20 protein-coding genes and 1 tRNA gene are annotated in these 20,454 nt (G+C 64.2%); 7 read left to right on the plus strand and 14 right to left on the minus strand.

Going from position 1 to position 20,454, the window contains the following annotated elements; all coding sequences use genetic code 11:
- Positions 1 to 24: 24 nt before the first annotated feature.
- The 8 genes from CAL29_RS21800 to CAL29_RS21835 all read right to left on the minus strand — a co-directional run bounded on the left by CAL29_RS21800 (position 25) and on the right by CAL29_RS21835 (position 7,322).
- Positions 25 to 729: an HAD family hydrolase gene (locus tag CAL29_RS21800; RefSeq protein WP_094855085.1), complete on the minus strand. Its 705-nt coding sequence runs from the start codon at positions 727 to 729 to the stop codon at positions 25 to 27.
- A gap of 186 nt (positions 730 to 915) precedes the next feature.
- The gene (locus CAL29_RS21805; RefSeq protein ID WP_143277715.1) at positions 916 to 1,341 is read right to left on the minus strand and encodes a DUF2442 domain-containing protein; all 426 of its coding nucleotides are present in this window, start codon (positions 1,339 to 1,341) and stop codon (positions 916 to 918) included.
- Positions 1,342 to 1,584: 243 nt separating this feature from the next.
- Positions 1,585 to 2,676 (minus strand): SDR family oxidoreductase, encoded by a 1,092-nt coding sequence (locus CAL29_RS21810; RefSeq protein WP_094855087.1) that lies wholly within the window; start codon positions 2,674 to 2,676, stop codon positions 1,585 to 1,587.
- A 5-nt stretch (positions 2,677 to 2,681) separates the two neighbouring features.
- Positions 2,682 to 3,656, minus strand: a complete 975-nt coding sequence (locus CAL29_RS21815; protein WP_094855088.1) for a Bug family tripartite tricarboxylate transporter substrate binding protein — start codon at positions 3,654 to 3,656, stop codon at positions 2,682 to 2,684.
- A gap of 14 nt (positions 3,657 to 3,670) precedes the next feature.
- Entirely contained in the window at positions 3,671 to 4,603 is a 933-nt protein-coding gene (locus tag CAL29_RS21820) for an SMP-30/gluconolactonase/LRE family protein (RefSeq protein WP_094855089.1), read from the minus strand.
- Positions 4,604 to 4,618: 15 nt separating this feature from the next.
- Complete coding sequence (locus tag CAL29_RS21825) at positions 4,619 to 4,945, minus strand: AtuA-related protein (RefSeq protein ID WP_094855090.1); 327 nt, start codon at positions 4,943 to 4,945, stop codon at positions 4,619 to 4,621.
- Positions 4,946 to 4,947: 2 nt separating this feature from the next.
- Entirely contained in the window at positions 4,948 to 6,306 is a 1,359-nt protein-coding gene (locus CAL29_RS21830) for an acyclic terpene utilization AtuA family protein (protein WP_094855091.1), read from the minus strand.
- Between the two features lie 41 nt (positions 6,307 to 6,347).
- Positions 6,348 to 7,322, minus strand: a complete 975-nt coding sequence (locus tag CAL29_RS21835) for a Bug family tripartite tricarboxylate transporter substrate binding protein (protein WP_094855092.1) — start codon at positions 7,320 to 7,322, stop codon at positions 6,348 to 6,350.
- 225 nt (positions 7,323 to 7,547) lie between these two features.
- Here CAL29_RS21835 and CAL29_RS21840 point away from each other — a divergent pair, with 225 nt between their 5' ends.
- Positions 7,548 to 8,471, plus strand: a complete 924-nt coding sequence (locus CAL29_RS21840) for a LysR family transcriptional regulator (protein ID WP_094855093.1) — start codon at positions 7,548 to 7,550, stop codon at positions 8,469 to 8,471.
- 59 nt (positions 8,472 to 8,530) lie between these two features.
- Here the strand turns inward: CAL29_RS21840 and CAL29_RS21845 are convergent, their stop codons facing one another.
- Positions 8,531 to 9,442 carry a LysR substrate-binding domain-containing protein gene (locus CAL29_RS21845; protein WP_094855094.1) on the minus strand — a complete coding sequence of 304 codons (912 nt, stop codon included), beginning with the start codon at positions 9,440 to 9,442 and terminating at the stop codon, positions 8,531 to 8,533.
- Positions 9,443 to 9,587: 145 nt separating this feature from the next.
- Here CAL29_RS21845 and CAL29_RS21850 point away from each other — a divergent pair, with 145 nt between their 5' ends.
- Both CAL29_RS21850 and CAL29_RS21855 read left to right on the plus strand, forming a co-directional pair.
- The gene (locus tag CAL29_RS21850) at positions 9,588 to 10,589 is read left to right on the plus strand and encodes a Bug family tripartite tricarboxylate transporter substrate binding protein (RefSeq protein WP_256977664.1); all 1,002 of its coding nucleotides are present in this window, start codon (positions 9,588 to 9,590) and stop codon (positions 10,587 to 10,589) included.
- Positions 10,590 to 10,653: 64 nt separating this feature from the next.
- Positions 10,654 to 11,448, plus strand: coding sequence for an HpcH/HpaI aldolase family protein (locus CAL29_RS21855; RefSeq protein WP_094855095.1), 795 nt, complete (start codon positions 10,654 to 10,656; stop codon positions 11,446 to 11,448).
- An 86-nt stretch (positions 11,449 to 11,534) separates the two neighbouring features.
- Here the strand turns inward: CAL29_RS21855 and CAL29_RS21860 are convergent, their stop codons facing one another.
- The 3 genes from CAL29_RS21860 to CAL29_RS21870 all read right to left on the minus strand — a co-directional run bounded on the left by CAL29_RS21860 (position 11,535) and on the right by CAL29_RS21870 (position 13,518).
- On the minus strand, positions 11,535 to 12,242 hold the full coding sequence (locus tag CAL29_RS21860) for an RraA family protein (RefSeq protein WP_094855096.1): 708 nt from the start codon (positions 12,240 to 12,242) through the stop codon (positions 11,535 to 11,537).
- Between the two features lies 1 nt (position 12,243).
- The gene (gene denD, locus CAL29_RS21865; RefSeq protein ID WP_094855097.1) at positions 12,244 to 13,257 is read right to left on the minus strand and encodes a D-erythronate dehydrogenase; all 1,014 of its coding nucleotides are present in this window, start codon (positions 13,255 to 13,257) and stop codon (positions 12,244 to 12,246) included.
- Between the two features lie 184 nt (positions 13,258 to 13,441).
- Positions 13,442 to 13,518: transfer RNA gene (locus tag CAL29_RS21870), tRNA-Arg, on the minus strand.
- A gap of 390 nt (positions 13,519 to 13,908) precedes the next feature.
- Here CAL29_RS21870 and CAL29_RS21875 point away from each other — a divergent pair.
- Positions 13,909 to 15,183 carry a phospholipase A gene (locus CAL29_RS21875; protein WP_094855098.1) on the plus strand — a complete coding sequence of 425 codons (1,275 nt, stop codon included), beginning with the start codon at positions 13,909 to 13,911 and terminating at the stop codon, positions 15,181 to 15,183.
- Positions 15,184 to 15,241: 58 nt separating this feature from the next.
- On the opposite strand, the gene CAL29_RS21880 is transcribed toward CAL29_RS21875, so the two are convergent.
- Positions 15,242 to 16,729 carry an MDR family MFS transporter gene (locus CAL29_RS21880; RefSeq protein WP_094855099.1) on the minus strand — a complete coding sequence of 496 codons (1,488 nt, stop codon included), beginning with the start codon at positions 16,727 to 16,729 and terminating at the stop codon, positions 15,242 to 15,244.
- A 316-nt stretch (positions 16,730 to 17,045) separates the two neighbouring features.
- Here CAL29_RS21880 and CAL29_RS21885 point away from each other — a divergent pair, with 316 nt between their 5' ends.
- Positions 17,046 to 17,273: a hypervirulence associated TUDOR domain-containing protein gene (locus tag CAL29_RS21885; protein WP_094855100.1), complete on the plus strand. Its 228-nt coding sequence runs from the start codon at positions 17,046 to 17,048 to the stop codon at positions 17,271 to 17,273.
- A complete protein-coding gene (locus CAL29_RS21890) occupies positions 17,270 to 17,833 on the plus strand; it encodes a DUF488 domain-containing protein (RefSeq protein WP_094855101.1) in 564 nt (187 codons plus the stop codon). Before CAL29_RS21885 ends, CAL29_RS21890 begins: the two co-directional genes overlap by 4 nt.
- Before the next feature lie 45 nt (positions 17,834 to 17,878).
- Here the strand turns inward: CAL29_RS21890 and CAL29_RS21895 are convergent, their stop codons facing one another.
- On the minus strand, positions 17,879 to 18,766 hold the full coding sequence (locus CAL29_RS21895; RefSeq protein WP_094855102.1) for a DMT family transporter: 888 nt from the start codon (positions 18,764 to 18,766) through the stop codon (positions 17,879 to 17,881).
- Positions 18,767 to 18,893: 127 nt separating this feature from the next.
- On the opposite strand from CAL29_RS21895, the gene pdxR reads away from it, so the two are divergent.
- Entirely contained in the window at positions 18,894 to 20,378 is a 1,485-nt protein-coding gene (gene pdxR, locus CAL29_RS21900; RefSeq protein ID WP_094855103.1) for a MocR-like pyridoxine biosynthesis transcription factor PdxR, read from the plus strand.
- Positions 20,379 to 20,454 lie beyond the last annotated feature (76 nt).

Genomic DNA, 20,454 nt, shown 5'->3' on the forward strand with positions numbered 1-20,454 from the left:
ACCTTCGTCCCGGCCGGCGCTTCGTCAGCCGGGGCGCCCCAGCAGGCCGCAGAGATTCAGCAGGCAGCTCACCGTGACGTGGGCGCCGGCGCGCGGCGGGCACGGGGCTGCCGCGCCTTGCCGCACCAGCCACGCGGCCTGCAGGCCGGCATTCGTCGCGCCGACCACGTCGAGGTCGAAATCGTCGCCCACGTGCAGCATCTCCGCCGGGTCGACCGACACCATTTTCGCGGCCGCGTGGAAGATCGCGGCTTCCGGTTTCGCCACGCCGAACTGCCTGGCGGACAACGCGCCCACGAAGAATTCCTTGCCGCCCGTCAGCGCCAGGTCGGCATTGCCGTTGGTCACCGCGATCAACGGAAAGCGCGCGCTGAGCCATGCCAGCGCGGGCAATACGTCCTCGAAGAATTCGACATTGTTGCGCGCGGCGTAGAACGCGTCGTAGGCGGGTTTGGCGAGCGCAACGTCCGCGCCCACCGCCTCCAGCACCGCGGCGATCGAACCCAGCCGCAGCGCCCGGTAGTCGCCGGACAATTCCGGATGCGCCGCCTCGTATTCGTCCCGCAACAGCGCCAGCGCGCGGGGCGCCGACAACAGGGCCGCGGTTGCCGGCGCATGTTCGACGAGCCAGGCCTGCAGCGTCTCCTCGGCGCGCGCCACGGACGGCGCGAACGGCCACAGGGTGTCGTCCAGATCGAGCGAGATGGCCGAGACGGTGTTCAGAGGCATACGGGGAGACGGCTTCGGGCGGCAGCCGGACGGCTGGGCCAGGGCGAAAAGAAGTTGTGCGGGGGAGGCGGAAGTATAGCGTTTCGCGCGTTCAGGGAGCGCCAGTGGCGCAAGGCCTTCGGTCGATACAGGTCGCCTCAGGTGTCTATCCTGATGGCGATCCGGCTTTCATGTCCGTGCCGCTCATCAAGCCACGGCCAAATCGGCCTTGGCGGGTCTGCCGCCTTTTGCGCCATTGCGGCGTGCGGCATCGGCCTTGCTTGCGGTACGAACGCGCCCGCGCGCGGCAGCAACCGTGCGCCGGGCAATGTCCACCGGAATCAATCGCGCCAACAAGCCTGGAATGCTGAGGGCAGCGGCCTCGTCCTCTCCGAACGCCAAACCATCGCCGCCGGGCGTGACATAGGCATGCGCCAAGGTATGGCGCGACAGGTTTTGCAATGCCGGCACTTCCTTTGGGTCGAAACGAAACACCAGGCCATTGCTGTAAGTCAGCTCCAACATGCGGACATTCGCGACGTAGCGAGCCGCCACGGCATGAGGCTGCGCGAGCGCTTCACGACCGCGGGCCAAGGCCGCTTCGTAATCTTTACGAGAAATTTTGGATGTCATGTTCAGCCCTCGTTCAACCAGTCGATAGTTATCGATGTCCCCCAATTCACGCGTGCCTGTACGCCTCGACCCGGCAGGTACATGCCACTGCCCTTGACCACCGTACCTGTACCAATGCTTCCGGCCGGAAGCAGCACGATTTGTTTCGTGCCCTGCTCGCACGTCGCTTTGTGAGCAGGCTGAAAAAATCCGGACAGGCTCCCGCCTCTCGACCCATAACACGTCTCACCATCGCCTAGACGATCAACTATTCGGGTTGGGGAGAATCTTCCGATCAACCAAGACCTGTAGCCAATGCTTCACGCATTCCTCTGTGTCATAGACCTGATTGAACCCTGCTTGCTTTATCTTCACCGTGCTGACAAACGCGGGAGGGGGCGCAGTCTTCAGTCCATAGCCAAAGCGCGCATCCGCAGAGTAGTGAGACTGCCCTAGCAGGTCGGCTAAACGGTTCGGTCGCAAGTCATGCCGGCGCACCAACTCCGCCCAGAGCGTTTCACGACTCGGCAAGAAATCCGCCATACACAAAGGCATATCCGGACCAAGGCGGACTTGCAGAAAGTCAGCCAGCCCGGCCCACATATCCCGCCAACTGAACACCTCCCCATTGGTCAGGTTGTAATGTTCACCCCACGTCTGTACATTGTCGGCAGTCCAAACGGCCGCATCGCCGATCAGGCGCGCATCCACGGCTTCTCGTGGATAGGAGACGTGTCCAGGGTAGCTAAATGGCCTGCCCTCGGCCCGGCACAATGCGCCATAGATACCGATGACAGGGATCGTATTCATCGCTACGCCAACGTTTGGCCCCAACACAATGGTTGGGCGGAATATGGTCCACCCAAAGCCACGCCGCTCGGCTTGCTCACGAACATAGTCTTCCTGCAGCCAATAGGAGTTCGGGTGCGGATCGCGCGGCTCCTTCTCGCGGGCAGGTGTCCGAATGGCATGGAGGTGGACGCCGTAGGCCTTCGTTCCCTGTAACAGGGTCACGTGCCGCAGCGCCGCAGCTTCATGTAACGACTCAATGGTGTTTCGCAGCATGGTCAGGTTGGTGGACATTTGCTCCGGATCCTGCCATCCGGCGATGAGCCCGGGCTTTTCGTAGACAGCGGCGTACACCACGTGTGACACCTGCGACAAGCCCTTGAAAGCCTCTTGGCATGCAGTGGCGTCCAACAGGTCCACCGAAAGATGCGTGAATGCCTTCGCACTCAGAATTTCGGGACAGCGACGCGACACGGCAATCACCTGCCAACCGGCATTCAGAAATGAATCGACGGCCGCCGTTCCCACAAGTCCGCTGGCGCCAGTGATGAGTACAGTCCGCGACATTATGTTCACTCGATTGTCAAGTTGATCTGTTTGAACAACGCTTTGAAGCGGGCATATTCATCCGCCATCCTTTTACCAAACGCATCGCGACTGTCCGACGACGCGACAATCCCGAGCGCTGCGAATTGTTCTTGCAATTGAGGACTGTTCACCGCCTTCACAACTTCGTCATGTAGGCGGTCCAGTATCTCGGGCGGCGTGCCAGCCGGCGCCACGATGCCATACCACGCCACGCTTTCCGCGCCTGGCAAGCCGGCCTCGGCAACGGTGGGCACATCAGGCAACAACGGGGATCGCTTGACGTCGGCCATCGCGATCGCTCGCAGCTTGCCCGACTTCACGAAGGACAGGATTGGCGGAACGCCGCTGATTACCAGTTGCGTGCGGCCTCCCAAGGTGTCAGTAATCGCCTCGCTATTGCCTTTGTACGGCACATGGAGAATTCGAGTGTTCGACAGGTGTTGAAATAGCTCGCCAGCAATGTGACCGCTCGTCCCCACCCCAGCGGACGCATAATTAACCGTGTCCGGATGATGCTTGATGTACGCAATCAGTTCCTGCAAGTTCTTTACCGGCAGTGATGGATTCACCAAGATGACGTTCGGACCCGTCGCCACCAAGGCCACTGGCGCCAAATCCTTCATCGCGTCGTATTGCATCTTGGGGCGTGCATTGGGATTCACCGTGATCGGGCCAGCCGATGCAAATCCAATGGTGTACCCATCCTTGTTCGCCTTCGCGACGTAGTCCGTACCCAGGTCACCGCCCGCACCCGGCTTATTTTCCACAATCACAGGCTGACCCAATTGTTCAGCCAACGGCTTTGCCACCAAACGGGCAATGATATCTATCGAACTCCCAGGTCCGTACGTCGCGATCAGTCGTATAGGCTTGGCGGGCCATTTTCCCTCTGCGAGTGCGGTACTGACGGTGGCCAAGCTCAGTACCAGCCCCACTGTTAGTTGAAGTATCTTCGTCATGATGTCTCCAAGCTTTAGCGCTGTTCCAATCCGTCCGTGTGCGAATACATAAGCTTGCCAGGGTACGGAAGGTGTGCCCGAAGAATCACTCCCTGCTCAGCTTCGGTGATGTACAAGCTTTGCCTGTTAACCCCCCCATAGGCCACGTTTGTGGTGCGCAGGCCGGCGCATGACCGAATCCGATAGAGCGGCTCGCCTATTGGGCTGAACACCCAGACTGTGCCTGCCTGCGCGTGGACGACCGCCAGGTTCCCAGCGTCGTCGATTGCCATCCCATCGGGTCCGGCCGTGCTGCCGGATAATTGTATGAATCGACTCACCTTACCCATCGCGCCGCCTGGTTCCATTCGCAACGCGTAGATCGCGTTATCGTGCGTGATGGCTACATACAGTACATTCTCGGCTCTGTTCATGACGAGGCCGTTGGGCCCGGCCAAACCGTCCATCAGTAGATCAACGGTTTGGCCATCAGCACGCAAACGAAACACGCGTCCCGTTGGGTTCTCTAAGGCGCTTTCACCCTGATCAGTGAAGTAAAGATCTCCGTTCGCCGCGAAGAACAGGTCGTTCAGGCCTTTTAGTCCCTCACGCCTTACATTCTGCAGATACGGTCGGATGGTCCGATGTTCCGGGTCGAGCAGCATCAGCCCGTGTAGATGGTCCGCGACAAAGATCCGACCATCTTGATGAATCTTTAATCCGTTAGGTTCGCCGTCATATTGAAGAATGACTTCAAAATTGCCACTTGGGTCGACCCGTAGAATTCTGCCGTGAGCCAAGTCCACACACCACAGGTTGCCGGCGCGGTCAAACGAGGGCCCTTCAAGAAAAGAATGCATCTTCACATGTCTCGCAGCGAGCCAGGTGGACGGGCGGTCAGTCAGATGCATGGACTCGGGCAAGCGTGCGAAGACTTCTGTTTGCAATAGCTCTGCGGCGGGATACATAGTGGCGCCTCGTTTTCAAGGTTGGAGAATATCTGCGGGCAGCTCTATCCCGAGCATCAGGGCGCTTAGCGATTTTCCGTGCGGATCGAGTCGAAGTGACCGCGTCACACCGCCTGCCAGGACGTTGGGAATCACGAAATTCAAGGCCATCAGGCTCTCGACCTCGTATCGTCGGATCGGCCCGGCACCCAAATGGGCGAACGCCTGATGTACCCGATCCGCCGTCAGCCTTTCTCGGAGATGCTGCCAGCCAGCCTTGTCGTAAGCAATGACGGCGATGCTCGACGTATTCCCCTTGTCGCCCGCCCTTGCGTGGGCGAGATCGTGAACCAGAGTGCCCATGTTCAAGCTCCTACGGCGATGATCTGAGGCTTGACCCAATCGCGGGGGATCATCACGGCATCCACGGCGATGATCTCTTTAGCCCCCAGGTTCACGGGGCCACCCGCGCCGTAGGGTCCCTGCATGTTCAATTGCCGAACATGATCGCCTAGCAGATTCGCGCTTTTCTTATCCGGGCAACGTGCCGCCACGCGCAGGCGAACCTCGTAGGGTGGACTGGCCGATGCAGCAGGAAATTCACCATGTAGGCTGCTGATGCCGATCAAATCGACCTGCAACTCGCTAGCAACGCCGCCATCCAAGCGGAAGCGCTCCTTCACCGTCTGCGCCGCTAAGTGGGCACGGGCTACAGCATTTACGCCGGCGTAAGAAACCTCGCCGCTGCCAATCCACCCATCGAAATACCCCACGACGACCTTGTAGCTATCAGTACGCGCACCGGCATGGATACCACGTACCGCCACGCGATCGGCACTCTCCTCGTCGAAGTGCAAGCCTTGGAGCGACAGCACGCAATCAGGAGTGATGTAAGCATCTGGATCGTGGATCTCATAAAGTGCCTGCTCGGTGCAAGTCATCCGATCCAGGCGCCCACCGGAGCGTTCGGGTTTGCAAACGTAAAGCTCTCCATCGCTATAAAGATCAGCGAATGGGTAAGGTAGTTCGGCCAGACGCGGGACCTCTTTTTTTCCCGGATCGGCGAAGTAGCCGCCCGTAAGTTGTGCTGAGCATTCCAACAGGTGCCCCATAATCGTGCCGGCGGCCAGACGCGGCAGATCATCATAGTCCCAGCGGTGGTGGTGTAGCGCCACGCCCAGGAATAGCGACGGATCGGCCACGCGTCCGGTCATCACCACATGAGCCCCGGTTCGCAACGCGTCGCGCACCACATCAGCACCCAAATACGCGTTGGCTGAAGCGAGCTTGGGAAGAATGCTTTCAAGGGGCATTTTGCGATCCATCAGCATGAGTTCCGAATGGGCGCTAACCTTTTCGATCACATCGTCGCCCACCACCGCCGCGCAGCGAAGCTCACTCCAGCCAAGCGTCCGGCCGATCTCCAGTGCCGCCTTGGCCGCTCCCTCAGGATTGGCCGCCCCCATGTTGGATACGAGCCGCACGCCCTTCTGATGGCACAATGGCAGAAAGGCTTGCATACGTTCTCGAAGCATTGGGTTGTAGCCCGCCGTCCCATCGTGCCGGCGCGAAAGCGTTTCGCGCGCAATTGTGCGCTCCGCTAGGCACTCACATACGAGGTAATCCAAGTCACACGCTTCGAGCAGTTGTAGGGCGGGACCGATACGGTCATCTGCCATCCCGGCCCCGGTTCCTACGCGCACTCGCTTTTTCGAGGAATCCATGCTTCTCTCCAATTGGGTAAAACAAGCGAAGCCGCAGTAGCTCACTTGAGCTGGTCTTTCATCTGCGCGACGGTGCTCTCCCAGAACACCAAGTCGCTTTGGAAGAATTCCTGCGCTTGGGCAGGCGTCTCCGACAGGGGAACCGCGCCTAATTTCGTAAGCGTCGCTTTGACGTCTCGCTCTTGGATGGCTACTGAGATAGCCTGAGCGAGCTTGGTCTTTATGGCATCAGGCGTGCCTTTCGGAGCCAAGATGCCAAACCAGGAAGTAGCACTAAAATTTCCGAGGCCCGCCTCTTTCATGGTCGGCACGTCGGGGACCGTTTCGAATCGGCTGTCGCTGGCTACGGCCAAGGCTCGTAAACGGCCTGCTTGAATTTGACCGATTGTCGATGGCAAGCCTACAAACATCATGTCGACTCGCCCTGAGAGTAAGTCATTCATCGCGGGGCCCGTTCCTTTATAGGGCACATGCAACAGGTCGATGCCGGCTGCTGCCGCGAAGCGCGCCCCGGTCAAATGCGGGCTGGTCCCCGTTCCCGATGACGCATAGGTGAGGCTACCTGGCTTGGCCTTCGCCAAGGCCACCAGCTCCGCAACCGAATTGGCTTTGACGCCCGCGTTCACTATCAGGAAGTACGGAGTCAACGCTATCCGCGACACCGCCTCGAGGTCAGTCTTCGTGTCAAAGGGCAGATCATGCATCACATAGGAGTTGATGCTGATAGCACTGGAGCCGGCCAATAACGTATAGCCATCGGGCGCCGATCGAGCGACGAAGGAGGATCCGATCGTGGCGCTCGCGCCGGCTCGGTTCTCGACCACGATGGACTGACCCAGTGTCTTCGCCATCGATGGCACCAGCGCACGGATCAGCACATCGGTGGTTCCTCCCGGCTCGTTGGGAACCACGACGTGAATCGGATGGGCGGGAAACGGCTCCTCGGCACCCGCAAGCCCTCCATGCATCCCAAGCCAAAACCCCAGCGCGATGCCAAGGGATTTAGAAATTCCCATTTATCTCTGTCTCGTTCGTTATAGGGACGTTGCAGGCCGAGACACTCAGTGTTCGGATGCGCAGCGAGCCCTTTCTAATACGGAGACACCAGTCCCCCGCGGGGGCTTCCGACTGCCGGAAGCGGAGGCTGACGACCCCTTTCGAAGATTATGGCCTCCGCGTAGTAAGATGAGAACTGAATCTATTTGATCTATTTGATACGATTTTTGCATTAATCGAAGATCATGCCCCGCTCATTAACCCTGAAAGAACTTGAGGCGTTTGCCTGCTTGGCCGAGCATCTGAATTACAAGGTTGCCGCGCAACATGTCTTTGTCTCGCAGCCTGCGCTTACGCGGATCATTCAGACGGCGGAACAAAAACTGGACGTACGCTTATTCGACCGCAATACCCGACGCGTCGAATTAGCGCCCTCCGGTCGGGAACTGCTCCCCATCGCCCGACGGCTGCTGAGCGAGTTTCACGACGCGCTGCACGATCTATCCGGTTTCATCGGTGGACGTCGCGGCAATATCAGTGTCGCTTGCCTGCCCTCCGCGGCCGCCGGCTTGCTGCCGCCCGTGATGGCAGAACTGCAACAGACCCATCCGCTGGTCACGATCGCTTTACATCCCTCATCCGGACATTTGCTACCCAGACTGCTCAAGGAAGGAACCGCCGACTTCGCGATCAGTGGCAGGCCCACGGATTCGGTTCTTTCGTACGAGCCGTTGCTTAGCGATCCGTTGGTGTTGATGTGTAGCGCGAAGGATCCCGGGCCTGCCTCATCAAAGTCACTTTGGGATTTCATTACGAAGCGCCCCCTTATCTCCAGCGGCTCCGCCAGCAGCATCCGTCAAGTCGTTGATCGATTGATGGAGGGGAAGCACATTGCCGTGAATGCCCGCTATGAGGTCGCCAATATCTCGGTACTGGGCGCCATGGTATCGGCGGGCTTGGGTATTTCCATCGTTCCTACCATGGCACTTCGCCTAATGGATACCAGTCAAGTCGCTACCCATCCCTTGGACCTACCGGGGGCATCGCGAGAGATCGGCATTCTGACCCGCAACGGACGTACGTTATCTTCCGCGTCTCAACACTTTCTAAACTGCCTGCGGCGAGAAGCGCTTCGGCGAAGCGCCACCACGACGCGGTCCCGGCGTTGATCACTGACCACGCGCGCAAGGCCTGCGATGGAACATGCGGGAACCCGCCAGCGCGCCGTTCAGGTGAGGGGTTGCACGCTCGGCATGGACGCGGAGGCGATGGCAATGAAGTGCTCCAGAACGGGCTCGGGGGGACTCAACTCGTTCCATCCCAGCACCAGGCTTGCATGCAGGGCTTCATCGGCCGCGAGTCGCACAAAGGCAACATTGGGGAAGGCCATGTGTCGCGCCGATTCCGGCACAAGCGCGACTCCGATGCCGCCCGCCACCAGCGCGAGCACGGTGTAGAGCTGGTTTGCCACCTGTACGACTTCCGGGAGCTTGCTGGCCTGGCGGAAAAAGCGCTGGGCGATGTCGTCGAAATAACGCGCGCTGGTGTTGCTGAACGCAATGAAGGGTTCATGGCAAACCTCCTCGGCGTTCAGGAAGGTCCGCGTGGCCAGCGCATGGCTATGCGGCAACGCGAGCAGCATTTCCTCCCGGACGAGTTCCAGCGTGCGTATGGCTGGCTGCTTCTCCATCGGGCGCATGACGCCCACGTCTATTTCCCCTGACGCCAGAGCTTCGCATTGAAGCGGCGACACCATTTCGCGCAAGTCGATACGCACGCCGGGATATTGGGCGCGATAGCGGTTGAGCAGATTCGGCAGCAGGCGCGGAAGCGCGCCGATGATAAACGCCACGACCAGCGTTCCGCGTTCGCCGCGCGCCGCCCGCCGGGCGTTGTCCATGACCGAGTCAGCGTGCGTCAGAAGGCGGCGCGCGTCCTCCAGCAGGTCCAGGCCCGCGGCTGTCAGGCGCAATGGGCGCCGTCCGCGCACGAACAGGGCCGCGCCGATCTCAGCCTCCATTTGGAGGATCTGCTGGCTCAAGGGCGGCTGCGTCATGTTCAGGCGCGCAGCGGCGCGCGCGAAGTTGAGTTCCTCCGCAAGCGCGACGAAGTAGCGCAGGTGCCGCAATTCCAGATTCATTTCGTTCGGTCGACTCGGTTCATTCGTTTAACGACTGAAATGCAGTCGCTAAATATATTGGACAGATGAAGCGCCAGCGCCCAAAGTACCGCTTGGCAGTACTCCGACGCAAGCCGCGCAGAACGGCTCAACATGAGAGACAGACGTGCAATCCAAACCCATTTCCCCCGCGCGCCGACATCTGGTCGCCACCGCCGCCGCCATCGCCGCGACTTTATCGTTGCCTGGCCTTTCCCATGCCGCCGAGGCCTGGCCCACCAAGCCGATACGCTACATCGTGCCCTTCGGCGCGGGCGGATTGGCGGACGCGGTCGCCCGCGCCATCGCGCAACCGCTGAGCGAGCGGCTTGGCCAACCCATCGTGGTCGAAAACCGTGCAGGCGTGTCGGGCGTGCTGGGCACCCAATTGGCCGCCCGTGCCGCGCCCGACGGCTACACGCTGGTCGGCGGCACCATCACCACCCATGCCGTGGTGCCATTTTTCAATAAATCGATTGGCTACGATCCCGTCAAGGATTTCGCGCCGGTCAGCCTGGTGGGCACGGTAACGAACGTGCTGGTCGTCAATGAAAGCAGCCCCTATCGCTCGCTCGCCGACCTGCTGGCCGACCTGCGCGCCCATCCCGATACGCTGACCTACGGCACCGCGGGCCCGGGCACCACGCAGCACCTGGCCGGAGAACTGCTCCAAAGCCTGACGGGCACCCGCATGCGCCAGGTCCCCTACAAGGGCGGCACGCAGGCCATGACCGACCTGATGGGCGGGCAGATCACCATGACGTTCGAGACGTCCACGGTGGCCCGCCCCCTGATCGAAGGCCATCGCGTCCGGGCGCTGGGCAGCACCGCCCCCACGCCCATCCCCAATCTGCCCGGCGTCGTGCCCATTGCCAGCCAGGGCGTGCCGGGCTTCGACGTCCAGTCGTGGCAGGGCGTTTTCGCCCCGGCTGGCACACCGCCAGCGGTCGTCGACAAGCTCGCCGAGAACATTGATGCCGTGCTGCGCATGCCCGAGGTACGCCAGCATCTGGCGCAGATCGGCATGCAGATCGCGTACAAGGGCCCCGCGGATTTCGCGCGTTACCAATCCGACGAGATCGTGCGCTGGGGCAAGCTGCTGACCGCCGCGGGCATCAAGCCGGAATAACGCCCCGGCCCGCGGCCCGGTCATCCTCGTACCCATTCCAATCGATCGAATCGTATCCCCGACCATGCGTCCCAATTCCACCAAAGACCGCTTCCTCGCGGGCAAGCCCATCGTCAACGGTTGGCTTTCCATCCCCAGCAGCTACGCGGCGGAAGTCATCGCGCGGCAAGGTTTTCACGCCGTCACCGTCGACGTCCAGCATGGCATGATGGGCTTCGAGACCGCCATGTCCATGCTCCAGGCGATCAGCTCCACCGACGCCACCCCTATGGTGCGCTGTCCCTCGCTGGACGAGCCGACGATCATGCGGCTGCTCGATGCCGGCGCCTACGGCGTCATCTGCCCGCAGATCGACAACGCCGACATGGCCGCGCGCTTCGTGGCGGCCTGCCGTTATGCGCCCGAGGGCAACCGGTCTTTCGGGCCGGCGCGCGGCCCGCTGTACGCCGGCCCGGATTACTTCGAACAGGCCAACCACCACGTCCTGGCATTGGCCATGATCGAATCGCAAGCAGCCCTGGATAACCTCGACGCCATCCTCGCCACGCCGGGCCTGGACGGCATCTACGTCGGCCCCAACGATCTGGCGCTCAGCCTGGGGATGAAACCCGGCGCCGAAACCGGCGGCATCGTTGCCGAAGCCATTGCGCGCATCGTTGCCGCCACGCGGGCGCGCGGCCTGCTCGCGGGCATCTTCTGCGCCTCCTCGGCGCTGGCGCGCCAGCGCCTGGCCGAAGGCTTTCACCTGGTGACGCCGGGCAACGATGCGAACATGCTTGGCTTGGTGTGCAAGGCCCGCATCGAGGAAACGCTGGCCGGCCAGTCCGCGCCAGCCGCAGGCGCCACGGCCGGGTACTGACGCAGGACGGCGGGTTTCAGGTTCATGCGGCGGCCGGCCATCGAGTTGGGACGCCCGCCATGAAGGGCCCATGCGGCGTCCGCCGCCTAGTGGATATCCGCGGCCTTGCGCAGCGCCGCTGCGATATCCTCCACGCTGAAGCCCGGCTTGCGCGCGGCCTCCAGGATCGGCGCTTCCTTGGCCACCATCAATTCGATGCAGCGCGGCATCTCCGGCGCGACATCGTGGGGGATGACTACCGCGCCGTGGCGGTCCGCATGGATGAGATCGCCCGGGTGCACCTCCAGGCCCAGCACCCGCACCGGCAGATCGAAATCAAGCACGTGCACGTGCGCGTGGGACGGACCGATGCTGCCGGCCACGATGGGAAAGTCCGGCGCGAGCATGTCCAGGTCGCGTACCGATCCGTTGGTGACGACCCCTTTGATTCCCAGGGCCTTGTGCACCGTGGAATTGACTTCGCCCCAGAACGAGCCCAGCCCCGGCGTAAGGTCCACGTCCTGCTGCACCACGACCACGGGCTCGCCCTCCACCGGCGCGACATAGCGGTAGTAGGCCAGCCGCAGTGCCGTGCTCTCCTGCGCGCTTAGCGTGGAAGGCTCGGCCGCGCGGATGCGCGACGTCCGCGCATAGCCGACCATGGACGGCAGCGGCCGGGGTGCGGCAATCGGGGTTCCATAAGTGAAGCCAGTCGCCTGGCGGCGGCCCAGCGCCAGTTCCAGCGCATTGCAGACGGTCGGCGTATCCACGCTGGCCAGCAACACGAACCAATCCTTCGTAAGTTCGTTCTTCATTTCAAACCTGGTGGTTGGAAGTTTCTTGTCCCGTTCCGGCACAGCGCGGCAGGTCGTCGGCCAGGTAGGCGCGGACGATATCGGCGAAGCTGCCATCCCCCTTCAGGCCTAGCCGGGTCGCGCGCGTGGTGTCCCACCGGCCAGGCCAACTGCCGACGATCCGCTCTATCCGTTCGTCGGGCTGCCAGTGGATGCGGTCGGCAACCTCGTCGCCCGCCACGTCGCGCAACACCTGCGCCATCTCAGCCACGGTGACCGACACGCCCGGCAGGTTGATCGGCGCGCGGTCCGCGACCGCGCCGGCATCCAGTTCGCAGCCCGCGATCAGCGCCGGGACGGCAGCGCGCGGAGACAGCAGCCACAGGCGCGTATCGGCGCCGACGGGGCAAACCGCCGTTTCGCCGTTCAAGGGCTCGCGGATGATGCCGCTGGCGAACGATGACGCCGCGGCGTTCGGACGACCGGGCCGCACGCTGATGGTGGGCAGGCGCAGCACGCGCCCATCGACAAAGCCCCGCCGGGAGTAGTCCGCCAGCAGCAGTTCGGCAATGGCCTTTTGCGTGCCGTAGGAAGATTGGGGATTGAGCGCGGTGTCGTCCTGCACGGTGTCGGGCAACGCGCCGCCATACACCGCCACCGAACTGGTGAAGATCACCCGCGGCTTGTGGCCCCGCGCGCGGCAGATTTCCAGCAGCGCGCGCGACGCGTCCAGATTGATGCGCATGCCCAGATCGAAGTCCGCCTCCGCCTGGCCGCTGACAACGGCGGCCAGATGGAAAATAACGCGAGTTCCTGCATCGATGGCCTGCCGCAATACCGCCGGGTCGGCGATATCGCCCACCAACGCGCGCACGCGACGGTCCGTCAGGGCGTCCGGCCTGGCCACGTCCAACAGATCGATCTGCGTGATGGGCTGAGGCTCGCCATTGTCCAGCGCCAACGCGCCCTGCTCCAGGAGTTTGCGGGCCAACCGCTGGCCCAGGAATCCCGCCCCGCCGGTGATCAGTATCTTCATGACGGCATGCTCAACGATGAGAAAGATACCCGCGCGAAAAATTCCATCGAAATTCCGGTCGCAAGGACTTAGTTTTGAGTGCAGTTTGAGTGCAGTGCCGAGCGATTGAGTGCAGTAGTAGCAGGAAAACAACCAGGCTCGGGCAGGAACAAAACCGCTTAACCCTTCATTTCCCATGAAATTCTGGCCCGCCCTACACGATTCGAACGTGTGACCGCTCGCTTAGAAGGCGAGTGCTCTATCCAACTGAGCTAAGGGCGGCGCGTGGAGGCTGGGCGCCGGAACCGGGCCTGGGAGCAAAGCCGTGCGCGAGGCGTCGGGGTTTGCTCGGCGGTGCGATTCGGAGCCGCATTTTACATGGCTTGCGCAACGCCTGCCGATCTGGCGCGCATCGGCCTGCATGCCGTCCAGACGCGCGCCACGACCCGCTGCGCCCCGGTCACCGTTTCGCGCGCCGGCAAGGCCCCGGGGTTGTGAAGCTTTCCCCGGCCGGCGTAACGACTTGTACTCTCCACTTTCCGGCAGGCTTCGGCGGCGAGGCGTCAGCGTGGTCCTTGGCGCGAAGAGGCGGAGGAACCACACATTACAGATAGTATCAGTCACCGTATTCGGGGGTGATACAGTGCGTCGTCCCCCACTCCCCCCGACGCCATGAATCGTCCGTCCCGCACGCACGTCATCCTCCTCGGCGCGCTGGCCGCGCTGGCCGCGCCCGCCCATGCCGGCATCAGCTATACCCTGGATCGCGCGGCCGCCGCGCCCGGCACCACCGTCCGCGTCCAGGCGGTGTTCTTCAACGACGGCGACGCCGGCGCGCGCTGGCAGCCGCCCCGCCAGTTGATATTGCAATGGCGCGCGCCCAACGGCGCCATCGTCCGCACGCCGGCGCAGGCGGAAAGCGACGCGCTGGACCTGAACGTGCCGGTCAACAATTTCGCCCGCATGTCGTGGTCCGCCGTCGTGCCGGCCCAGGCGCACGGACTGCAGGCCGTCTCCATCGAGGGAGAACCCGCGCTGATGGCCCTGGACACCGGCACCGGCGGCGCGCCCGTCGTCGCTTCCCGGCCCGCCGACGTTCCGGTGGTCGACCCCGGCACCGGCCAGGCGCTGCCCGCGCCGGAAGTCGCCGCCGCCGGGGCCTCGCCCGCGGGCGGGCCGGCGCCGACCCAGGTGGCGTCCAACATCGCGCCGGCCGAGCCGAATCGCCTGAGCGGCGTGCTCGCGGGGCTGTCGGAATACCAGCCCATGTACTTCGACATCCGCACCCGGGACCGCACGACCGCGCGCTTCCAGCTCAGCTTCAAGTACCGCCTGTTCACGCCCGATCCCGCCAATCCCAGTTTCTGGGACAAGCTTTACTTGGGCTATACCCAGAGTTCGCTGTGGGACCTGCAAGGCGATTCGCGGCCCTTCATCGACACGACCTTCAATCCCAGCCTGTTCTGGCTGAACGACAACGTGTGGACCTCCGGCAGCCAGAACTGGCGCCTGGGCATGCAGGGCGGCGTCGAGCACAACTCCAACGGCAAGGGCGGCGACGATTCGCGTTCGGTCAACGACGCTTTCCTGCAACCGGCGATCAACTACCGCTTCAACGGCGGCAGCACGCTGACCTTCTCGCCCCGCATCAAGGGCTACTTCGGCGTCGCCAGGGAAAACTCCGACTATTCGGACTACGCCGGCCACGTCGACTGGAACCTGCGCTGGGCGCAGGACAACGGCCTGATCGCCTCGGTAATGTACCGCCAGGGCGCCAGTTCGCGCCGCACCACCCAGTTGGACCTGGCCTGGCCGCTACAGCGGACCTGGCTGAACATGAACGGCTATCTGCACCTGCAGTACTTCAACGGCTATGGCGAAACGCTGCTGGGCTACGACCAGCGGCACCGGTCGCAGATCGGCATCGGCTTCTCGCTGGTGCAGTAAGCGATAAACAATAAGCGCAATGAGCAAGGGGCGGCGGCGTGGCGCCCCTACTCCCTGCTCACTCGCCGATAGGCAGATGCTGATGCCCCGTCGAGCCGCGCAGTTCCAGGTCGGGCATGCGGCGCACGATCACCAGGGAAATCAGCGCCACCACCGCGCCGAAGGCGAAGATCATGCGGAAGGTGGAAGCGACGCCGTCCATCAAGGCCAGCTTGGCGGCCGGCGCCAGGTTCGACAGGACGTCGCTGCCATGGCGCAGGGCGCCCAGGTCGATCTCCTGCACCACGCCGGCCTTCGCCAGCGACGCCGCGAAACCCAATGCCAGCAGGCTGCCGGCCAGCGCGCTGCCGAAGGCGCTGCCCACCGAGCGCAGCACCAGCACAGAACCGGTGCCCGCGCCGATGTCCCGCGGCTCCAGCGCGTTCTGCACCACCATGATGGTGCCCACCATGCACTGGCCCAGGCCGATGCCCGCCAGCAGCGTCACCGCCAGCACCAGCGCCAGGGGCGTGGCCGGTCCCATGAAGGCCAGCGCGCACAGGCCCACCGCGCCGACGGCCAGGCCCACCGACAGGATGCCGCGCAGCTTGCCGATGCGGCGGGCCAGATTGCTGGCCAGCACGTTGCCCGCCACGTTGGATAGCAGGAAAGGCACGACGAACAGGCCCGATTGCGACGCGCTGGTGCCACGCACCAACTGGAAATACAGCGGCAGCGAGAAGATGCAGAGGAAAATCGCCAGCGCGCCGGTCGAGGACACCGCAACGCCGCAGGTGAAGGTCTTGTTGGAGAACATGCGCGGCGGCAGCAAGGGATCGCGCGCGCGCTTTTCCTGCCACACCAGGGCGATGAGCGCCAGCACCGTCAGCAGCGCCAGGCCCATGATTTCCGGCGACAGCCAGGAATAGGACACGCCGCCCCAGCTCAAGGCCAGCAGGCAACTGACGATGGTCAGCGCCAGCAGCAGCGATCCCAGCAGGTCCAGGCGCGCCTTGCCACCCTTGGGCTTGAGGGTGCGCAGGCCGCGGTTGCAGGAATACATGGCGATCAGGCCCAGGGGCAGGTTCATCCAGAACAGCCAGCGCCAGGACAGGTGCTCCGAGACATACCCGCCGACCAGCGGGCCGGCGATCGAGGCCACGCCCCACACCGCCGCCAGATAGCCCTGGTAGCGCCCGCGCTGGCGCGGCGCCACCACGTCGGCAATGGCCGCCTGGGCCAGGGACATCAGGCCGCCGCCGCCCAGGCCCTGCAAGGCGCGGAACCAGATCAACTGGTCCAGCGTCCGCGCCATGGCGCACATCACCGAGGTCGCCACGAACACGCCGATGGACACCGTGAGCATCCCGCGCCGGCCGTAAATGTCAGACAACTTGCCGTAGATCGGCGTCGTCACGGTCGCGGCGATCAGATAGGCGGCCACGATCCAGGACAGGTGGCCGAAGCCGTTCAGGTCCGAAGCGATGGCCGGCACCGCCGGAATCACCACGGTCTGGTCCAGCGACGCCAGCAGGATGCAAAGAATAATGCCGCCGATCACCCGCATGATTTCGCGGTGACTCAGGGCGGCGGGGGCGGAAGCGGAATGGGAGGAACGGGGGGAGGATGAAGCTAGCGTGCCTGATGGCGTGGACATGATGCGGGCGCAGCGTACGGCGAAGAAACGGGTGAAGGCGGAGGCAGGGCGGAGGTATTCAGTACTATAGATGTCAAACATCTATAAGTCATATATATATTAGACCAAAGACCTGACCTCCGCTTTAAAAGGCAGGCCACCCCCGGCACAATCTCCGGTACAAATCTTGCCCGCCACGGCCCGGCCGGGCGGAGCGATCTGGCGCCGCCGGCGCACGGAGGCAGACATGCAGGAACGATTCAAGATTGGCGACCACGTCCATTGGAATTCGGAAGCGGGCTGGGTGAGCGGCACCATCACGGCCATCCACCACAGCGATTTCGACTACAAGGGCCACCGACGCCGCGCCAGCGCCGACGATCCGCAGTACGAGATAAAGAGCGACAAGACGGACCACGTCGCCGCGCACAAGGGATCGGCGCTGCATCGCGATCCGCCGGGAAAGAAGAAATGACGCGGCCCGAAACGAAGCTGCCCTTCTATACGGTGGGCCACTCCACCCGCGAGCTGGAAGCGTTCGCGGCCCTGCTGGCGACGGCGGACGTGCGGCTGTTGGTGGACATCCGCACGGTGCGGAAGTCGCGCGCCAATCCCCAGTATGGCCAGGACGTGCTGCCCGCGGGATTGGCGGCGTTCGGCCTGGCGTATGAAGCCATCGCGGAGCTGGGCGGTCTGCGCGGCAAGAGCAAGACGGTGGCGCCCGAGGTGAACGGCCTGTGGAACAACCAGAGCTTCCACAACTATGCCGACTATGCGCTTTCCGAGGATTTCCAGCGCGGCCTGGACAGGTTGATCGCCTTGGGACGCGAACGGCGCTGCGCCATCATGTGCTCGGAAGCCGTCTGGTGGCGGTGCCACCGGCGCATCGTCGCCGATCACCTGCTGGCGCGCGGCGAAACGGTCTTTCATTTGATGGGAGACCATCGCGTGGAGCCGGCGCGGCTCACGGAAGGCGCCGTGATCCGGGAGGACGGCGAGGTCGTTTATCCCGGAGAGGCATCGCACGGAGAGTAACCGCGCCGATCCGCAAGGACGGCGCGGCGGACACGGAAGACGCTTTCAGGCCCGCCGCGCACTCCCCAGCGCGATGCCCGCCAGCACCATCGCCATCCCCGCCAGCAAGGCCATGTCCGGGCGCTCGCCCAGGAACAGCATCGACCCCGCGATGCCGGCCACCGGCGTCGCCAGCATGCCCAGCGCCGTGGTGGTGGCCGGCAGGTTGCGGTTGATCGTGGCCATGGCCCAGTAGCCCAGCGCGGTCCCGCACACGCCGGCGTAGGCAAAGGCGACGACCAGGCCGGCATGCCACGGAAAAGCCGGCGGCCCTTCCGTGCCCAGGGCCATGGCGCCGAGCACGACGGCCGCCAGCAAGGCCTCCCAGAACACCAGTTGGAACGGCGTCGCCAGCCACTTGTGCTTGCGCACGTACAGGATGCTCGCGGCCCAGCACCAGGACGCCAGCAGGATCATGCCGTTGCCCATCCGTTGATCCGCGTCGCCCCAGTCGACGGCAAGCGGGTTGAACAGGACCAGCAAGCCCGCCAGGCCCAGCGCGATGCCCGCCAGCCGTGGCCGGGTCAGGCGCTCCCCCAGCAACAGCCACGCGCAGGGCGCCACCCACAGCGGCGTCGCGTAGCCGAGCACGATGGAGCGGCCGACGGTGACGTGCCGCAGCCCCGCGGCGACCAGCGTGGAAAAGGCGACCATGTGCAATAGCCCGATGGCCAGGATCACCGGCACGTCGCCGCGCCTGGGCACGATGAAGTCGCGCCGCGCGAGTTGCAGGACCAGCAGCACGACGCAGGCGATGGCGGAACGGATGGCGGTGGTCCACAAGGGCGGCACGCCCCGGACGATGGATTTCGTCACCACCCAGTTCAGGCCCCAGGTCAGGATGACGATGGCGAACAGCAGCAAGGCCTGGCGGCGGGAAAGCGTGGAGGACATGAGAAAGGCTCGGAGGATGCGCCGGAACGCGACGGCGATGAACCGCAAGGTAAACTTGACTGGCCTATCACATAAGGTGAAGTTTTCAGAAAAATACTGAGCCAGTTATCCGCCGCGACCTGCCGAGATGACCTACCTGCTATCCAGCCCCAGGGGACCGTTGGGTCTCGTGCTCACGCGCACGGGCGGAATCCCCCTGCAGCGGCAGATCTGCGACCAATTGCGCGCGGCGGCGTTGCGGGGACGGTTGCAGCCCGGCCAGCAGCTTCCCTCCAGCCGCGAACTGGCCGCCGCCCTGGGCGTGGCGCGCAACACGGTGGCGGATGCGCTGGCGCAGTTGGCCATGGAAGGATTCCTGGAGATCCGCCAGGGCAGGCGCCCCGTCGTCATGGCGTTGCGCGGCCTGGAAGGAGACGGCGCGCCGCCCGAGGACACCTCATCGGCGACACCCCCCGCCTCCCCGCCCCGCCCTTCCCGCTGGGCCAGCGCCCTGGAGGCCAGCGACTGGCCCTTCCGGGTGGAGCCGTCGACCGCGCCCCTGGCGCCCGGCATGGCCGACGCCCGCGAATTCCCGCATGAGCTCTGGGCCCGCTGCCTGCGCGCCGGCGCGCGCCGCGCCGATACCCTCGCCGCCGCCGACCTGAACCGCCAGCCGCTGCGGCAGGCCCTGCTGGCGCACCTGCTGCGCGAGCGCGGCGTGCGGGCCGGCGCGCACCAGCTCTTCTTTACCCCGTCCGCCCAGGCGGCCCTGGACATCTGCGCGCGGCTGGTGCTCGACCGCGGCGACGTCGCCTGGATGGAAAGCCCCGGCTATGGCGGCGCCCGCGCCGCGCTGCGCAATGCCGGCGCGACGCTGCGCGGCGTGGAGGTGGACGCGGAAGGCATCGCCCCCGCCGCCCGCCATTGGCACGCGCCCGGCGGCCCGCCCAAGGCCATCTTCGTCACGCCTTCGCACCAGTACCCCACGGGCGTGCTGATGTCGGCGGCGCGGCGGCAGGCCCTGCTCGACCTGGCGGCGCGCGCCGGCGCGGCCATCCTGGAAGACGACTACGACAGCGAATTCCACTACGACGGCCGCCCGGTGGCGGCGCTGCAAGGCCTGGACGCCGATGGCCGCGTGTTCTACGTGGGCACGTTCGCGAAAGCCATGACGGGCGACATCCGGGCCGGCTACGCCATCGTGCCCGAGTCCTTCGCCGCGCCCTTCGCGCTCGCGCAGCGCCAGGCCGGCCAGATCGTCGCGCCCAGCTTGCAGGCAGGGCTGGCCATCTTCATCGAACGAGGCCACTTCTCCGCCCATATCCGCCGCATGAACCGCGTCTATCGGGAAAGGCGGGACTGCCTGGCGGACTTGCTGCGGCGCCGCCTGGGCGGCTGTCTCCAGGTCGAGACGCCGCCCGGCGGCATGCAACTGCTGGCGACCTTCACGGGCGGCCAGGACGACGTCGCCGTCATGCGGCGGCTGGCGGCGGCCGGGGTATCCTGCCGCCCCTTATCGCGGCATTATGTGGGAACGCCCGCCCGCCACGGCCTGTTCCTGGGTTTCGCGGCGTGGCGGGAGGAAGAAATGGCAGTGGCCGTGGACAGGCTGGCGGCGGCATTGCAGGCCTGAGTGGAAAACTTTCGCCGCCCAGGGAATAAAACCGCCCGCTCCCGTGTTCACTCCCATGCAACCCACCCACAGGAGG

Source organism: Bordetella genomosp. 10, assembly GCF_002261225.1.
In the GTDB taxonomy this organism is placed as follows: domain Bacteria; phylum Pseudomonadota; class Gammaproteobacteria; order Burkholderiales; family Burkholderiaceae_B; genus Bordetella_C.

Excerpts from the sequence above, each read along its gene's own strand:
- CAL29_RS21810 (WP_094855087.1), bottom strand. The coding sequence starts at position 2,676 with ATGTCGCGGACTGTACTCATCACTGGCGCCAGCGGACTTGTGGGAACG.
- CAL29_RS21885 (WP_094855100.1), top strand. The coding sequence starts at position 17,046 with ATGCAGGAACGATTCAAGATTGGCGACCACGTCCATTGGAATTCGGAA.
- CAL29_RS21825 (WP_094855090.1), bottom strand. The coding sequence starts at position 4,945 with ATGGGCACTCTGGTTCACGATCTCGCCCACGCAAGGGCGGGCGACAAG.
- CAL29_RS21860 (WP_094855096.1), bottom strand. The coding sequence starts at position 12,242 with ATGAAGAACGAACTTACGAAGGATTGGTTCGTGTTGCTGGCCAGCGTG.
- CAL29_RS21855 (WP_094855095.1), top strand. The coding sequence starts at position 10,654 with ATGCGTCCCAATTCCACCAAAGACCGCTTCCTCGCGGGCAAGCCCATC.
- CAL29_RS21835 (WP_094855092.1), bottom strand. The coding sequence starts at position 7,322 with ATGGGAATTTCTAAATCCCTTGGCATCGCGCTGGGGTTTTGGCTTGGG.
- CAL29_RS21820 (WP_094855089.1), bottom strand. The coding sequence starts at position 4,603 with ATGTATCCCGCCGCAGAGCTATTGCAAACAGAAGTCTTCGCACGCTTG.
- CAL29_RS21800 (WP_094855085.1), bottom strand. The coding sequence starts at position 729 with ATGCCTCTGAACACCGTCTCGGCCATCTCGCTCGATCTGGACGACACC.
- CAL29_RS21880 (WP_094855099.1), bottom strand. The coding sequence starts at position 16,729 with ATGCGGGTGATCGGCGGCATTATTCTTTGCATCCTGCTGGCGTCGCTG.
- CAL29_RS21845 (WP_094855094.1), bottom strand. The coding sequence starts at position 9,442 with ATGAATCTGGAATTGCGGCACCTGCGCTACTTCGTCGCGCTTGCGGAG.
- CAL29_RS21830 (WP_094855091.1), bottom strand. The coding sequence starts at position 6,306 with ATGGATTCCTCGAAAAAGCGAGTGCGCGTAGGAACCGGGGCCGGGATG.
- CAL29_RS21815 (WP_094855088.1), bottom strand. The coding sequence starts at position 3,656 with ATGACGAAGATACTTCAACTAACAGTGGGGCTGGTACTGAGCTTGGCC.
- CAL29_RS21840 (WP_094855093.1), top strand. The coding sequence starts at position 7,548 with ATGCCCCGCTCATTAACCCTGAAAGAACTTGAGGCGTTTGCCTGCTTG.
- pdxR (WP_094855103.1), top strand. The coding sequence starts at position 18,894 with ATGACCTACCTGCTATCCAGCCCCAGGGGACCGTTGGGTCTCGTGCTC.
- CAL29_RS21875 (WP_094855098.1), top strand. The coding sequence starts at position 13,909 with ATGAATCGTCCGTCCCGCACGCACGTCATCCTCCTCGGCGCGCTGGCC.
- denD (WP_094855097.1), bottom strand. The coding sequence starts at position 13,257 with ATGAAGATACTGATCACCGGCGGGGCGGGATTCCTGGGCCAGCGGTTG.
- CAL29_RS21890 (WP_094855101.1), top strand. The coding sequence starts at position 17,270 with ATGACGCGGCCCGAAACGAAGCTGCCCTTCTATACGGTGGGCCACTCC.
- CAL29_RS21805 (WP_143277715.1), bottom strand. The coding sequence starts at position 1,341 with ATGACATCCAAAATTTCTCGTAAAGATTACGAAGCGGCCTTGGCCCGC.
- CAL29_RS21895 (WP_094855102.1), bottom strand. The coding sequence starts at position 18,766 with ATGTCCTCCACGCTTTCCCGCCGCCAGGCCTTGCTGCTGTTCGCCATC.